Source organism: Kocuria sp. p3-SID1428 (assembly GCF_025149945.1).
Classification (GTDB): Bacteria; Actinomycetota; Actinomycetes; order Actinomycetales; family Micrococcaceae; genus Kocuria.
In genome coordinates this window covers 11566-27135 of the sequence record NZ_JALXVH010000003.1, presented here as the reverse complement: position 1 = coordinate 27135, position 15570 = coordinate 11566, and the positions used below count along the sequence as shown (strand labels likewise).

General features: G+C 70.2%; 9 protein-coding genes. 8 read left to right on the top strand and 1 reads right to left on the bottom strand.

Features of this window, described 5'->3' with window-relative positions; all coding sequences use genetic code 11:
* Positions 1 to 62: 62 nt before the first annotated feature.
* The 8 genes from M3E84_RS01220 to M3E84_RS01185 all read left to right on the top strand — a co-directional run bounded on the left by M3E84_RS01220 (position 63) and on the right by M3E84_RS01185 (position 12011).
* Entirely contained in the window at positions 63 to 1505 is a 1443-nt protein-coding gene (locus tag M3E84_RS01220; protein ID WP_259894126.1) for a hypothetical protein, read from the top strand.
* Between the two features lie 119 nt (positions 1506 to 1624).
* Entirely contained in the window at positions 1625 to 3439 is a 1815-nt protein-coding gene (pelF, locus tag M3E84_RS01215; protein WP_259894124.1) for a GT4 family glycosyltransferase PelF, read from the top strand.
* Entirely contained in the window at positions 3436 to 4527 is a 1092-nt protein-coding gene (locus M3E84_RS01210; RefSeq protein WP_259894123.1) for a putative glycoside hydrolase family 15 protein, read from the top strand. Before pelF ends, M3E84_RS01210 begins: the two co-directional genes overlap by 4 nt.
* A 122-nt stretch (positions 4528 to 4649) precedes the next feature.
* Positions 4650 to 5672, top strand: a complete 1023-nt coding sequence (gene fbaA / locus M3E84_RS01205; RefSeq protein WP_259894121.1) for a class II fructose-bisphosphate aldolase — start codon at positions 4650 to 4652, stop codon at positions 5670 to 5672.
* 514 nt (positions 5673 to 6186) lie between these two features.
* Positions 6187 to 8166, top strand: coding sequence for a PTS mannitol transporter subunit IICBA (locus M3E84_RS01200; RefSeq protein ID WP_259894234.1), 1980 nt, complete (start codon positions 6187 to 6189; stop codon positions 8164 to 8166).
* Complete coding sequence (locus tag M3E84_RS01195; protein WP_259894119.1) at positions 8163 to 9308, top strand: mannitol-1-phosphate 5-dehydrogenase; 1146 nt, start codon at positions 8163 to 8165, stop codon at positions 9306 to 9308. Before M3E84_RS01200 ends, M3E84_RS01195 begins: the two co-directional genes overlap by 4 nt.
* A 194-nt stretch (positions 9309 to 9502) precedes the next feature.
* Positions 9503 to 11377, top strand: a complete 1875-nt coding sequence (gene glmS / locus M3E84_RS01190) for a glutamine--fructose-6-phosphate transaminase (isomerizing) (RefSeq protein WP_259894118.1) — start codon at positions 9503 to 9505, stop codon at positions 11375 to 11377.
* A gap of 214 nt (positions 11378 to 11591) precedes the next feature.
* Entirely contained in the window at positions 11592 to 12011 is a 420-nt protein-coding gene (locus tag M3E84_RS01185; RefSeq protein ID WP_259894117.1) for a DUF3151 domain-containing protein, read from the top strand.
* Between the two features lie 110 nt (positions 12012 to 12121).
* Here the strand turns inward: M3E84_RS01185 and metE are convergent, their stop codons facing one another.
* Entirely contained in the window at positions 12122 to 15550 is a 3429-nt protein-coding gene (gene metE, locus M3E84_RS01180; protein WP_311200408.1) for a 5-methyltetrahydropteroyltriglutamate--homocysteine S-methyltransferase, read from the bottom strand.
* Positions 15551 to 15570 lie beyond the last annotated feature (20 nt).

The following is a 15570-nucleotide window of genomic DNA, read 5'->3' as shown; positions in this document are numbered from 1 at the left end:
GTGAGGACCGGGGGGTCCGCAGGCATGTCATCTCGTCGGCGCACGATTTCCGGGGAGAGCCCATGGCCACCGTGTCCGAAGTCCTTCACGACGTCTACAGCCGTCGACGCATCATCACCATCGCCGTCGCGGCACTGGCCACGCTGGCCGTTCCGCTGCTGCTGCCGAGCGTCCCCCAGGGGCAGCGCGGCATCGTCCTGGCCGCCGGCGTGGTCATCGGCCTGGTGACCGTGATGTCCATGCCCAGCACCAGGCTCAACTCCGCGATCGTGGGAGAGCACGAGAGCGCGGGCACCATGCGCCAGGGCGTGGCCCTGGTGCTCTACCTGTCGCCGCTGATCCTGCTGAACATCGTGTTCCCGCTGGTCTCGCCGACGATCTCCCAGCAGGAGTTCGCGGGCGTCTCGCTGACGCACATCATCCTGGCCAGCTCGATCACCACCCCCTGGCTCGCCCAGGCGGCCTGCATGCCGGCCTACCGCGGCATCGCCGAGATGATGGCCGAGAAGGACATGGACCGGATCGCACGGCGGTTCTGCCAGGGCTGGCTGCCCATGTTCGTGCAGTCCATGCCGCTGGTCGTCCTCTTCGCCGTGCCCCTGTGGCTGGCCACCGGGTGGAACCTGCAGGCCGTGGGGCTCTACGGCGTGCTGTGCCTCCTGCACCTGCTGTTCGTCCAGTCGCTCGTGATCGCCAACGTGGGCCAGAACCGCGGCCACTGGGCCGCCGCCTGGGCCGCCTACGCCCTGGCGCTGGCCGTGGCCCCCACCTGGGTGTGGCTGCCGCCGCTGGCCGCCGCCGCGACCCAGCTCTGGTTCATCCGCGGGAACCTGCGCCACATCGCGGCCATGCAGCGCCTGGCGCACCAGGACGTGGCCAAGGACCTCGTGCGCGGCCTGCTGCTCGGCGCCGTGCTGTGGGCGGACAAGTTCGTGCTCTTCCTGAGCACCGACGGCGGCTTCCACGTGATCGTGGTCTTCATGGCCATGCTGCCTGCCGTGCTGGCCTACAACTTCTACTTCGTGAACCTCGCCCCGGCCGTCGACAAGTCCATCCAGGGCCTGCACGCCGCGATCCAGGGCGAGTCCATGAACGAGCTCATCTCGACCTCGGGACGCCTGTCCCGGGTGATCGACCGCTCGGTGCTGCGCACCGGCGCCCTGGGAATGGTCCTCACCCTGGCCTGCTCCCTGGTGCTGGGCTCGATCTTCCCCGAGCAGCTCATGCTCGCCGTCGTCGTCGCCCTGTCGTCCTGGTGCTTCCTGATGCTGACCATGCTCAGCTACGAGCTGGACTACATCGGCGAGCGGTTCGCCCCGCAGTCCCTGGGCGCCGTCCACATCGCCGTGCTCGCCCTGTCGTTCTGGCTGCTGCCCCTGGTCAGCGCCTACGGCGTGGTCCTGCTGGCCGACCTGGTCCTGGTCACGATCGCCTGGGTCCTCTACAAGCGGCACTGGTCGCAGCCGGAGTACACGCTCTTCTGGCGCCACGCCGTCGCCTGGTGACCCCTCGGGTCGGCGCCGGGCTCTCCTGCGCCGACCCCCCTGCAGGCCCCGCCTGCCGACGCCCCGTCGTCCGCTCGACACCCAGACCCGCGCAGCATCGCCGCACAGGAGACTTCCGCATGAGCATCCTCGACCACCTCACCAGCGCCTTCGGCCGCCGTCGCCCCGACTTCGGCACGCCCTCGACCGATATGTCCATCCCGGCCGTCGCCGCCCGCAGCGGGGACTACCCCGATGTCGACGTCGCGATCGTCATGGAGTCGACCTACCCCTACCTCAAGGGCGGCGTCTCGGCCGTCGTGCACGACATCGTGGTGGGCAACCCGGACATCGAGTTCGGCATCATCCACATCGCCTGGGACTCGAACTCCCCGCTGACGGATCTCTACGACGTCCCCTCGAACGTGAAGTGGGTCCGTCCGGTCTTCCTGGCCCTCGACGAGCACCGCCATGACTTCTCCTCGGTGCGCCCCGAGGCCCTGGGCATGAGCTCGAGCGAGCGGCGCCGTCTCGTCGAGCGTCTCTTCGATGCGCTCGAGGCCCTGGCCGAGCGCCGCGAGGACGGCCCCCTGTGGGAGCTGCTCGAGGAGGGCATGCTCGAGTCCACCCGCACGTACCCGCTGTGGGCGCTGCTGGGCACCCGCGAGTTCATGGAGGGCGTCTCCCGCCGCCTGCCGGGGCTCGGGATGTCCCTGTCGGACGCGTTCTGGCTGCTGCGCAACTACTTCTCGCTGGCGCATGCGGTGCTGGGCGAGACCATGCCGCGGGCCCGCGTCTACCACGCGCACACGACCGGCTATGCCTCGCTCATGGCCGCCGGCGCGGCGCGCGAGCACGGCACGTCCTTCCTGCTCACCGAGCACAACCTGTACGTCCGCGACACCGTGAACACCCTGCTGGGGCGCAACATGGCCCTGCCGATCGCCTCCGGGGACTACCGCACCTTCGACGTCTCCGCCGAGGAGCGGGCCTGGATGGCCTGGTGGATCGAGATGGGCCACTTCTGCTATCCGTCGGCCAAGGTGGTCACCTACCTCTACCCGTCGGCGATCGCCGAGGCAGCCTCGCTGGGCTCGGACATCGACAAGGCGGTCGTGCTGCCCAACGGCATGGTCATCGACGAGTTCGAGCGCCCGTACATGGCCCGGGTCGAGGCCATGCAGTCCATGCTCGCGGATCCGTCCAGCCACACCTGGAACCTCGTCTACATCGCCCGCCTGGTGCCCATCAAGGGCCTGCTCGACCTGCTGGACTCCATGTCCATGCTGCGCGAGTCCGGGCACGGCAACGTGCACCTGCACGTGCTGGGCCCCACCGAGCACGATCCGGGCTATCGCGACATGTGCCTGCAGAAGATCAAGGCCCTGGACCTCGAGGACATGGTCACGATCTACGGCACGGTCAACGTGCGCGAGATGCTGCACGAGTTCGACCTGCTGGTCCTGCCGTCCTACAACGAGGGCCAGCCGATCGTGGTCCTGGAGGCCATGGCCGCCGGGATCCCCACCGTGGGCACCAACGTGGGCGGCATGCAGCAGCTGCTCTGGGACGACCTCAAGGGCGCCGACGATCAGGTCTACGGCCCCTGCGGTCAGCTCGTGGAGGCCGGCGACACCCGCATGATGGCCGACGGCATCCGCGCGGTGATCAGCGATCCCGAGCGCTATCGCGCCTACAGCCAGACCGCTCGCGACCGCGTGCAGAACTTCTTCCAGCTGCACGAGGTCATGGCCTCCTACAACCAGCTCTACCGGATGCTCGGCGGGATCCCCGGACGCGTGCCGGCCTCGCTGTACCTCGAGGACTACGAGCTGCTCGACCGGGTGGACGGCCCGCTGGCCGCTGCGGCCCAGCAGGCCGACGAGTCCGCGGTCTCGCAGCTGGACACCGTGCTCGACCTCGCGGAGATCCGCGAGTCCGGGCGCCGCCGGTGAGCGGCGCCGGGGCCTGGATCCGCTACGGCGAGCCTCTGCGCCCTGAGGAGCTCGACTTCGCGGCCGAGCACTACCGGGCAGCGATCCTGCAGCCCTGGGAGCTCGAGGCGGCGGCGCAGCTCAAGCGCCGCCGCCCGGAGATGACGGTCATCTGCTACAAGTGCCTGTCCTCCACACGTTCCTACGAGCCCGGGCCCGTCCATTCCTCGGGCGTCTCCCACGCGGAGGCCGAGGGCGCCGGCGGCGACTGGTTCGCCCGGCGCCCGGACGGATCACGGATCGAGTGGCAGCGCTATCCGGGGCACTGGCAGATGGCCGTGTGGGATCCGCGGTATCGGCAGCGATGGGTCCGAAATGTCGTGGACGAGCTCGCCGACTCGCCGTTCGACGGCGTCATGGCCGACAACGACGTCTACGACGACTACTACGGCCTGGACCTGCCGCTGCGCGGCATCGAGTCCATGGCGCAGATCCGCGAGGCCCTGGGCGAGCTCGTGGCGGCCGCCGGGGAAGGGCTGCAGGACCGCGGCAAGCTCCTGATCCCCAACATCGCCGAATCGCGACGCACCCCGGGGCGCTGGCAGGAGCACGCGCGCTGGGGCGGCGGGTTCGAGGAGGTCTGGCTGGGCTACAGCCCCACCGACCTGTTCGACCCCGTCACCGCCGAGGCACAGCTGCCCCAGGCTGCCGGGCCTGGGCTGTCGATCCTGCGGGTCCCCACGGACGGCACCGACACCCACCCGAACTTCCTGTACGGCCTGGCGGCCTTCTGGATCTTCGGCGAGGGCCGCGGTGCCTACTCGGCCACCGGCCACGACGACTACTCCAAGCTCCAGCACGTCCCCGAGCTCGACATGGACCTGGGTGCCCCCCTCGAGGAGCCGCAGGGGGATCGGCACGTCTGGCAGCGGCGGTTCGCGCACGGCTTCGCCGCCGTGAACCTGAACCAGGACGGACGACGCCGGCGGCGGATCGATCTGCCTCCCGGGCTCGTCGACGGGCAGGGTCGGACCGTGGGCGGCTCGATTGTGCTGGAGCCGCATCGCGGCGTGGTGCTGCGTGCGGGCACGGCTGCGTCCGGCAACTGAAGCCTCAGCTGGCCGGAGCCTGCCGCCGCGAGGACGCACGGCCTAGACTGGAGGGAGCACGTACCGGGCAGCGCAGCTTCAGCGTCCGTCCGGAGATCCTCCAGAGGAAGAAGGAGCCAGGCATGCCCATCGCCACACCTGACGTCTACGGCCAGATGCTCGACACCGCCAAGGAGAAGGGCTTCGCGTACCCCGCGATCAACGTCACCTCCTCCCAGACCCTGAACGCCGCCATCCGCGGCTTCGCGGAGGCCGGCTCGGACGGCATCATCCAGGTCTCCACCGGCGGCGCCGCCTACTGGTCCGGCTCCTCCAAGAAGGACATGGTCGTGGGCTCGCTGGCCTTCGCCGCCTTCGCCCGCGAGGTCGCCAAGCAGTACGACGTCAACATCGCCCTGCACACCGACCACTGCCCGCAGGACAAGCTCGAGGGCTTCGTGCTGCCGCTGCTGGAGGAGTCGGAGAAGGCCGTCGCCCGCGGTGAGGACCCCATCTTCCAGTCGCACATGTGGGACGGCTCCGCGATCGACCTGGACGAGAACCTGCGCATCGGCGCGGACCTGATCGAGCGCACCGGCAAGGCGCACATCGTGCTGGAGGTCGAGATCGGCGCCGTCGGCGGCGAGGAGGACGGTGTCGTCGGGGAGATCAACGACACCCTCTACACCACCACCGAGGACGCCGTGAAGACCGTCGAGGCCCTGGGCCTGGGCGAGAAGGGCCGCTACATCACGGCCCTGACCTTCGGCAACGTGCACGGCGTCTACAAGCCGGGCAACGTGCGGCTGCGTCCCGAGCTGCTCAAGCAGATCCAGGACGAGGTCGGGCAGAAGTACGGCAAGGACCGCCCGTTCGACCTGGTCTTCCACGGCGGCTCCGGCTCCTCCGAGCAGGAGATCTCGGATGCCGTGTCCTACGGCGTCATCAAGATGAACGTCGACACCGACACCCAGTACGCGTTCACCCGCCCGGTCGCCGGTCACATGCTCGCCAACTACGACGGCGTGCTGAAGGTCGACGGCGAGGTCGGCAACAAGAAGCTCTACGATCCCCGCGTCTGGGGCGCCAAGGCCGAGGACGGCATGGCCGCTCGCGTGGTTCAGGCCTGCGAGAACCTGGGCTCGGCCGGCACCAGCGTCAAGTGATCCTGCGCTGACCTGCCGCGGCGCGCTGCGCTGGCAGCGCTGCCGTCGTCGGCTCCACGGGCCGCTCTCCCCGTTGCAGGGGAGGGTGGCCCGTTCTCGTGCCCGCTCCGGTGCCCCGGTGCGAGAACCGCGGCCCCCGCTCACCTGTCGGGTTCGGCCTTTCAGATGTGGTGCAGCGTGTTCCCAGGTGTGACCCGGGGTACTAGCATGTGGGCAGCATCCGGGCACTGCCCCTTGTGGGGCTCTTCTCGAGCGCACCACCAGCTGACCGAACGCGCGTCGAGACCGACGCCTTCCGCGCCCTCCGACCGGAGGCCGCACCACCGCTCGACTCCGCCTTCGAGACCGGTCCGTGAGCCCCGCTTGCAGGCTCTGCCCCTCGAGGCGAGGCGACTTGAAACACCAGGGGAGTCCCTTGTCCACCACCGCCACCGCGTCTGCCCCCGCGCAGACCGAGAAGAAGAAGGGCGGAGCGCGCGTCCGCGTGCAGAAGTTCGGCACCTTCCTCTCCTCCATGATCATGCCGAACATCGGCGCCTTCATCGCCTGGGGCATCATCACCGCTCTGTTCATCCCGGCCGGCTTCACGCCGAACGAGAAGATCGGCTCCATGGTCGGGCCCATGGTCACGTACCTGCTGCCCCTGCTGATCGCCTACACGGGCGGCAAGCTCGTGGCGGATGTCCGCGGCGGCGTCGTGGGCGCAGTGGGCACCATGGGTGTCATCCTGGCGACCTCCTCGCCGGTGTTCATCGGCGAGGCCCCCGCCTCGCCCATGTTCCTGGGCGCCATGATCATGGGCCCGCTCTCGGCCTGGGTCATCAAGAAGTGGGATCAGTGGGCCGTGCCCCGCATCCCCGCCGGCTTCGAGATGCTGGTCAACAACTTCTCTGCCGGCATCATCGGCGCGGTCATGGCCATCGCCTCCATGTTCCTGCTGGCCCCGGTCATGCTGCTGCTCATGGAAGGCGCCGGCGCGGCCGTCGAGTTCCTGATCGACAGCTCCCTGCTGCCGCTGGCCTCGCTGCTGATCGAGCCGGCCAAGATCCTGTTCCTGAACAACGCGATCAACCACGGCATCCTGACCCCGCTGGGCACGCAGCAGTCGCTCGATCAGGGCTACTCGATCCTCTACCTGCTGGAGGCCAATCCCGGTCCGGGCCTGGGCGTGCTGATCGGCTACATGATCTTCGGCAAGGGCATGGCGCGCGGCTCGGCACCGGCCGCCGCGATCATCCACACCTTCGGCGGCATCCACGAGATCTACTTCCCGTACGTGCTCATGAAGCCCCAGCTGCTCATCGCGACCATCCTGGGCGGCATGTCCGGCGTGCTCGTGGAGCTGCTCTTCGACGCCGGCCTGCGCTCTCCGGCAGCCCCGGGCTCGATCATCTTCCTGATCAGCAACGCGCCGCCTGCTCAGATGCTCGGCGTGATCCTGGGCTTCCTGACGGCCACCGTGGTCTCCGGCGTGATCTCCTGCATCATCCTGCGCATGTCCAAGTCCGAGGAGGGCGACCTTGCCAAGGCCGCCGCTGACATGGAGGCCATGAAGGGCAAGAAGTCCTCCGTGGGCGGCATGTTCGCAGCCGGCGGCGCCGCGGGCGCTTCGACCGGCTCGATCCCCGAGATCAAGTCCATCGTCTTCGCCTGCGACGCCGGCATGGGCTCCTCCGCCATGGGTGCCTCCGTGCTGCGGAGCAAGATCAAGGACGCCGGCTTCGGCAATGAGGTCACCGTGGTCAACAAGGCCATCAACTCGCTGACCGACGAGTACGACCTGCTCGTCTCGCACGAGGACCTGGCCGATCGCGCGGCGACCCCCACGCCTTCGGCGCATCACGTCACCGTGGACAACTTCATGCAGTCCCCGCGCTACGACGAGATCGTGGAGCTGATCCGCGAGCAGCGCGAGGGCGGCGCGGAATCCGCCGAGCAGGGCACGTCGGGCAGCGCTGCTGCAGGCGCCGGTGCCGGTGCCGCAGCAGGCACCGCGACCGCCGTGGCAGCCGCCCCGGCCGAGGCCCCCGCAGGGTCCGCGCAGTCCGGCCAGACCGAGTCGCAGCAGGTCCTGACCCCGCGCACCATCGTGCTGGGCGCCCCGGCGGCCACCCGCGAGGAGGCCATCGAGCGTGCCGGTCAGCTGCTCGTGGAGGTCGGCGCCGTGGACGGCAGCTACGTGGCCGCCATGCACGAGCGCGAGCAGTCCGTGTCCACGTTCATGGGCAACGGCCTGGCCATCCCGCACGGCACGAACGAGGCCAAGGACTCGATCCGCACCTCGGCCATGTCGTTCATCCGCTACGACGAGCCGGTGGACTGGAACGGCAAGGAGGCCCGCTTCGTGATCGGCATCGCCGGTGCGGACGGCGGCCACATGGGCCTGCTGTCCAAGATCGCCAAGATCTTCTCCAAGAAGGAGTCGGTCGCCCAGCTCGAGGCGGCGCAGACCCCCGAGGAGATCCTCGACATCTTCGGAAAGGTGAACTCATGAAGGCACTGCACTTCGGCGCAGGCAACATCGGCCGCGGCTTCGTCGGGGTCCTGCTCCACGAGGCCGGCTACGAGCTGGTCTTCGCGGACGTCGCCGACGCCCTGATCCAGCAGATCGACGACCAGGACTCGTACGTGGTCCACGAGGTCGGCGAGGGCGCGCGCGATCACGAGGTCACCGGCTTCTCCGGCGTGAACTCGGCCTCCGATCCGGACGGGCTGCGCGAGCAGATCGTCTCGGCGGACATGATCACCACCGCCGTGGGTCCGCGGGTCCTGCAGATCATCGCGCCCACCATCGCCGAGGGCCTGCGCGCCCGTGTCGAGGCAGGGGTCGAGGGCCGCGTGGCGGTCATGGCCTGCGAGAACGCGATCAACGCGACCGACGGCCTGGCCGAGGCCATCCGCGCGGTGTACCCGGAGGCCGATCAGGTCGCGATCTTCGCGAACACCGCGGTGGACCGGATCGTCCCGGATCAGGCGCCGGGCCAGGGCCTGGACGTCACGGTCGAGACCTACCACGAGTGGGCCGTGGAGTCCGGGCCGTTCCAGGGCCAGACCCCGGACGTCCCGGGCATCACCTGGGTCGAGGACCTCGAGCCGTACATCACGCGCAAGCTGTTCACGGTCAACACGGGACACGCGGCCACCGCGTACTTCGGCCGTCAGGCGGGGATCACCAAGATCTCCGACGTCCTGGCCGATGCGCAGGTCCGCTCCCAGGTCGAGGCCGTGCTGGCCGAGACCAAGGAGCTGCTCGTGGCCAAGTTCGGCTTCGCCCCGGAGGTCCAGCAGGCCTACGTCGAGAAGATCATCACGCGCTTCACGAACCCGCACCTGCCGGACACCGTCGAGCGCGTGGGCCGTGCCCCGCTGCGCAAGATCTCCCGCACCGAGCGCTTCGTGGGTCCCGCCGCCGAGCTCGCCGAGCGCGGCCTGAGCGCCGACGCCCTGGTGGCCGCCGTCGCCGCGGCGCTGGCCTTCGATGTCCCGGAGGACCCGGAGTCGGCCGAGCTGCAGGCCCGCCTGGCCGCCGCGCGCGGGGATCGTCAGGCCACCGATGCGCTGGTCACCGAGCTGACCGGCATCGCCGACGAGCACCCGCTGTTCCCAGCGCTGTCCGAGGTCTTCGCCGCGGCCTGATCATCACTGCCTCGTCGGCCCCCGCTCCTGCCCCTTCGGGGAATGGGGCGGGGGCCGTCGTCGTCGCAGTGTGACGGGTGCGCAGCAGCGCCCGACGACGCGTGACGAACTCGGTGCCCTGTCGTCGCAGGCCGGTGCCCGCTGCCTGCGTCGACACCGGTGTGCGGTCGCAGGTTTGCGGTAGCATTCCCGGCATGTGTGGAATCGTGGGATATGTCGGGCGAGCCCCCGAGATCGATGAGAACCGGAATGCTCTGAACGTGGTCCTGGAGGGACTGCGTCGCCTGGAGTACCGCGGCTATGACTCGGCAGGCGTGGCAGTGCTCGCCGACGGCGTCATGGAGGTGCGCAAGAAGGCCGGCAAGGTCGCCGCGCTCGATGCCGAGCTCGCCGAGCGCCCCCTGCCGATGTCCCCGCTGGGCATCGGGCACACCCGCTGGGCCACCCACGGCGGCCCCACGGATGAGAACGCCCACCCGCACGCCGTCGCCGGCGGCCGTCTGGCCGTGGTGCACAACGGCATCATCGAGAACTTCGTCGAGCTCAAGAAGGAGCTGTCGGAGAAGGGCTTCACCTTCGTCTCGGAGACCGACACCGAGGTCGCCGCCTCACTGCTCGCCGACATCTACGAGAACCAGGCCGAGAAGGACCTGACCCGAGCCATGCAGCTGGCCTGCGCCCGCCTCGAGGGCGCCTTCACGCTGCTGGCCATCCACGTCGACCACCCGGACCAGATCGTGGCGGCCCGTCTGAACTCCCCGCTGGTCATCGGCGTCGGCGAGGGCCAGAACTTCCTGGGCTCGGACGTCTCGGGCTTCATCGATCACACCAAGTCCGCCGTCGAGATGGAGGATCGTCAGATCGTCACGGTCACCCCCGACGGCTTCGAGATCACCGACTTCGACGGCGCCCCCTCCGAGGGCAAGCCGTTCGAGGTCCAGTGGTCCGCCGAGGCCGCGGAGAAGGGCGGTTTCCCGTCCTTCATGGACAAGGAGATCCACGACCAGCCCTCGGCCGTGCGCGACACCCTCCTGGGCCGCCTGGACGAGAAGGGCAAGCTGACCCTGGACGAGCTGCGCATCGACGAGTCCGTCCTGCGCTCCGTGGACAAGATCGTCGTGATCGCCTGCGGCACCGCCGCCTACGCCGGCCAGGTCGCTCGCTACGCCATCGAGCACTGGTGCCGCATCCCCACCGAGGTGGAGCTGGCCCACGAGTTCCGCTACCGGGACCCGATCGTCAACGAGAAGACCCTGGTCGTCGCGCTGTCGCAGTCCGGCGAGACCATGGACACCCTCATGGCCATGCGCCACGCCTCGGAGCAGGGCGCCAAGGTCCTGGCGATCTGCAACACCAACGGCTCATCCATCCCGCGTGCGGCCGATGCCTCGCTCTACACGCACGCCGGCCCGGAGATCGCCGTCGCCTCCACCAAGGCGTTCCTGGCGCAGATCACCGCCGCCTACCTGCTGGGCCTGTACCTGGCGCAGCTGCGCGGCAACATGTACGCCGATGAGATCCAGGACGTCCTGGAGGAGCTCCAGGCCATGCCGGAGAAGGTCCAGGCCGTCATCGACGACGAGGACCAGATCCGCCAGCTCGGCAAGGACTTCGCCGAGACCACCTCGGTGCTGTTCCTGGGTCGCCACGTCGGCTTCCCGGTGGCCATGGAGGGCGCGCTCAAGCTCAAGGAGATCGCCTACATCCACGCGGAGGGCTTCGCCGCAGGCGAGCTCAAGCACGGCCCGATCGCCCTGATCGAGCCGGGCCAGAAGGTCTTCGTGATCGTCCCGTCCCCGCGCGGGCGCGACTCGCTGCACTCCAAGGTCGTCTCCAACATCCAGGAGATCCGCGCCCGCGGCGCCGAGACCATCGTGATCGCGGAGGAGGGCGACTCCTCGGTCGAGGACTACGCCAACCACGTCATCCGCATCCCGCAGTCGCCCACGCTGCTGCAGCCGCTGCTGGCCACCGTGCCGCTGCAGATCTTCGCCTCCGCCATGGCCGAGGCCAAGGGCTACGACGTCGACCAGCCGCGCAACCTGGCCAAGTCGGTCACGGTCGAGTGACCTCACGCGCGGCCTGATCCGCGCGACCGCACGGCGGCCCGGCGCCCTCTTGTGACAAGGGGCTGCCGGGCCGTCGTCGTTGCTGCGCCCCGCACGGCGGCTGAGCTGCACGGAAGCACGATCTCGGCGGCCGAGCGGGCGCGGCGCCGCGACGCATAGGCTGGGAGCAGAGCGTCCCGGTGAGGCCGGGACACGCACGACGAGAGGAGCACCGATGTCGAGCATCGGCAAGAACCTGCTGGGCGAGCCCGATCCCACCCTGCTGCAGGAGAACGCGGAGATGGTCGCGCGCTTCGACGCCGGCGACGAGGCCGAGGACCTGGCGCAGACCTTCCCCAAGGAGCAGCTTCCCTGGGCGATCCTGGCCGAGGAGGCGCTGGCCGACGGCCGGACGCTGGAGGGCTACGCCTACGCCCGCGTGGGCTACCACCGCGGCCTGGACGCCCTGCGCGGCAGCGGCTGGAAGGGCCACGGCCCGGTGCCCTACAGCCACGAGCCGAACCGCGGCTTCCTGCGCGCCCTGTCGGCCCTGGGTCACGCTGCAGCGGCCATCGGCGAGCTCGACGAGGCCCAGCGCATCCAGAAGTTCCTCAACGACTCCGACCCCACGGCCGCCGAGCAGCTCCAGGGCTGAGGCCGGCGACGGCCTGACGACGAACGGCGCGGCCCGCACACCCCTGCAGCAGGGGTGTGCGGGCTGCGCCGTTCGTCGTACCGAGGAGCCGCGAGGGCCCTGGATGGAGATCAGACTGCCGAAGCGACCTCGACGGAGGCCGAGCGATCCGCGCCCAGCGTCTCGCGCACGCGGGCGGTGGCCTCGACCAGGTGCTCGAGGGAGGTGCGGGTCTCGTCGTAGCCGCGGGTCTTCAGGCCGCAGTCGGGGTTGACCCACAGCAGCTCGGAGCTGACGTGCTCGAGGGCCTGGGTGAGCAGGGACTCGATCTCATCGGCGCTGGGCACGCGCGGGGAGTGGATATCCCACACGCCCGGGCCGAGCCCGCGCTCGAAGCCGACCGCGCGGACGTCGGCCAGGACCTCCATGCGCGAACGCGCCGCCTCGATGCTCGTGACATCGGCGTTCAGGGCGTCCACGCTGGCGATGACCTCGCCGAACTCCGAGTAGCACAAGTGCGTGTGGATCTGCGTCGCATCGTCGACCGAGGAGGTCGCCCGGCGGAAGGACTCCACCGACCAGTCCAGGTAGGCGCTGCGATCGGCCCGGCGCAGGGGCAGCAGCTCGCGCAGCGCGGGCTCATCGACCTGGATGATGCCGATCCCGGCGTCCTCGAGGTCGGCGATCTCATCGCGCAGCGCCAGGGCCACCTGATCGGCGGTCTCGGCCAGCGGCTGGTCATCGCGCACGAACGACCAGGCCAGGATGGTGACGGGCCCGGTGAGCATGCCCTTGACCGGCTTGTCGGTCTGGCGCTGGGCCCAGGTGATCCACGGGACCGTGAAGGCCTCGCCGCGCAGCCCCTCGCCCTCGCGGGAGACATCGCCCCACAGGATCGACGGGCGCGTGGCCCGGGAGCCGTAGGACTGCACCCAGCCGTTGGCGGTGGTCGCGAAGCCGTCGAAGTGCTCGGCGAAGTACTGGACCATGTCGTTGCGCTCCGGCTCGCCGTGCACCAGCACGTCCAGGCCGAGCTCGTCCTGCAGGGCGATGACCCGGGAGATCTCCTCGCGCAGGAAGCCGTCGTAGGCGGCGTCGTCGATCCGCCCGGCGCGGTGCTCGGCGCGGGCGCGGCGGACCTCGCCGGTCTGCGGGAAAGATCCGATCGTGGTGGTGGGCAGCACCGGCAGGCGGCCGCTGCCGAACGATCGCTCGGCCTGGGCGGCGCGACGCTGCTCGGCGGTGCCGCGCTGCGAGTCGGCCTCGGTCAGGGAGGCGGTGCGCTCGCGCACCTCGTCGATGCGCACGCCCGGGGCTGAGGTGCGGGACCGGCGGGCCTCGTCGGCCTCCTGCAGCTCGGCGGCCACGGCCTCGCGGCCCTCGGCGAGCCCGCGCGCCAGCACGGCGACCTCGCGGACCTTCTCATCGGCGAAGGCGAGCCACGAGCGGATCGCGGGGTCGAGATCGGGCTCGGCCTCCAGCGTGTGCGGGACGTGGATCAGGGAGTTCGACGTGGCTACGGAGATCCGGGCGCCGGCGTCGCGGAAGCCCTCGAGCCGCTCGAGCGCGGCGGAGAGGTCGGTGCGCCACACGTTGCGCCCATTGACGACTCCGGCCACGAGCACCGGGGCCTCGGGGCCGGTGAACAGGCCCAGCTGCTGATCGGTGAGGCCTCCGCGGACCAGGTCCACGTGCACGGCCTCGGCACCCGAGCCGGTCAGCGCGCCGAGCAGCTCGCCCGCATCGCCGTAGGGGGAGGTGAGCAGCAGCTGGGGTCGGTCCTCGAGCTGGGCCAGGTAGTTCGCCGTGCGCTCGATCGCCGTGCGCAGCTGCTCCTGCGACAGGCGGGAGTGATCGGCGACCAGAGCCGGCTCGTCGATCTGCACCCACTGAGCCCCGGCATCCTTGAGCGCGGCCAGGATCTCGCCGTAGACCGGCAGCAGCTCCTCGAGGCGATCCAGGGGCTCGATGGGCTCGGCTGCGGTGCCGTCGTCCTTGGCCAGGGCCAGGAAGGTCACCGGGCCCACGAGCACGGGGCGCAGGCTCCGGCCCTGCTCGGAGGCCTCGGCCAGCTGCTCCAGCAGGCGGCCGGGCGCTGCGGCGAACTGCGTCTGCGCGCCGATCTCGGGCACCAGGTAGTGGTAGTTGGTGTCGAACCACTTGGTCATCTCCAGCGGCTGTCGGGCCTCGTCGCCGCGGGCCAGCACGAACTCCCCGGAGCGGTCCACGGTTCCGGTCTCGGTGCGCAGGTCGCCGAAGCGGGTCGGCACCGCGCCGACGGCGATCAGGGTGTCGAGCACGTGGTCGTAGAGCGCGTAGGAGCCGGGCACGGCCGAGGCCTGCTCCAGGCCCAGCTGCTCGAGGCGCTCGGCGGTCGAGGCACGCAGCGCGGAGGCTGAGGCCTCGAGCTGGTCCAGGTCGCTGCGACCGGCCCAGTGCGACTCGAGCGCGCGCTTGAGCTCGCGGTTCGGGCCGATGCGGGGGTAGCCCAGGATCGTGGCGGTCGGGAAGGCGGTGGGCTGGGCGTCGTTCGAGATGGTCACTGCGGTCTCCTCATAGGTGCGGATGGGGCGCCCGTCGGCGGGCTGGGATGCGGGGATGAGGCCGGCGAGTCCGGCGGAAGGGGTGGGGCGGGGCAGATCGAGCTGCTCCAGGACATCGAGCGCGGCCTCGTGCTGGTTGAACGTGTAGAGGTGCAGTCCCGGTGCACCGGAGTCCAGGGCAGCGCGTGCGCTGTGCACGGCAGAGCGGACGCCGATCCGGTGGCGCTCGGCGTCCGAGTCGGCCGTCTCGAGCTTGTGGGCCAGCAGCGGGTCCGGCTCCAGGCCGGCCAGGTCGCAGATGCGCAGGTACCGGCGCAGGCTCGTGACCGGCATGATTCCGGGGATGATCGGCAGCTCCACTCCGGCGCGACGAGCCCGGGACACGAAGGCCGCGTAGTCGTCGGCCTCGGGGTAGAGCTGAGTGATCGCGAAGTCGGCGCCGGCGCGCTGCTTGGCCAGCAGCACCTCGAGGTCCTGGTGCACGGAGGTCGACTCGGGGTGCTTGATCGGATAGGCGGCCACGCCGATCGAGACGTTGCCGGCGCACAGCTGGGCGGCTCGGTCGCGCTCGACCGAGCGGACCAGGTCCACCAGATGCCGGGCGAAGGGCAGCTCATCAGGGCCGGGCTCGACGGCCGGATCCCGGTCCCCGCGCAGGGCCAGGACGCCGCGCACGCCCAGGTCCAGCAGCTCGTGGATCAGCTCGCGCAGCTGCGTCTCAGTGACTCCCGTGCACAGCACGTGGGCCAGTGGGCGCAGCGGGGTCTCGAAGATCAGGTGGGACAGCAGCGCCATCGACTGGACGCGGCGCTGCGGATCGACTGCTGCGGTGACCGAGACGTAGTCCGGCACCGTGGGCGCCAGGGCCTCGATGGTCTGCAGCAGGGACTCGGTGCTCGCTGCGCTGCGCGGCGGGTAGAGCTCGTAGGACAGCGCGGGGATCGGCCTGCGGGGCGACGGCGCCCCCGTCTCCGGGGGACGATCCGAGCGCGGTGCTGCGGGGTGGTGATCGGGCATTCCGTGTTCGCCTTTCCGTG

Coding starts and splice junctions, on each gene's coding strand:
- M3E84_RS01185 (WP_259894117.1), top strand. CDS start 11,592: ATGTCGAGCATCGGCAAGAACCTGCTGGGCGAGCCCGATCCCACCCTG.
- fbaA (WP_259894121.1), top strand. CDS start 4,650: ATGCCCATCGCCACACCTGACGTCTACGGCCAGATGCTCGACACCGCC.
- glmS (WP_259894118.1), top strand. CDS start 9,503: ATGTGTGGAATCGTGGGATATGTCGGGCGAGCCCCCGAGATCGATGAG.
- M3E84_RS01200 (WP_259894234.1), top strand. CDS start 6,187: ATGATCATGCCGAACATCGGCGCCTTCATCGCCTGGGGCATCATCACC.
- metE (WP_311200408.1), bottom strand. CDS start 15,550: ATGCCCGATCACCACCCCGCAGCACCGCGCTCGGATCGTCCCCCGGAG.
- M3E84_RS01195 (WP_259894119.1), top strand. CDS start 8,163: ATGAAGGCACTGCACTTCGGCGCAGGCAACATCGGCCGCGGCTTCGTC.
- M3E84_RS01220 (WP_259894126.1), top strand. CDS start 63: ATGGCCACCGTGTCCGAAGTCCTTCACGACGTCTACAGCCGTCGACGC.
- pelF (WP_259894124.1), top strand. CDS start 1,625: ATGAGCATCCTCGACCACCTCACCAGCGCCTTCGGCCGCCGTCGCCCC.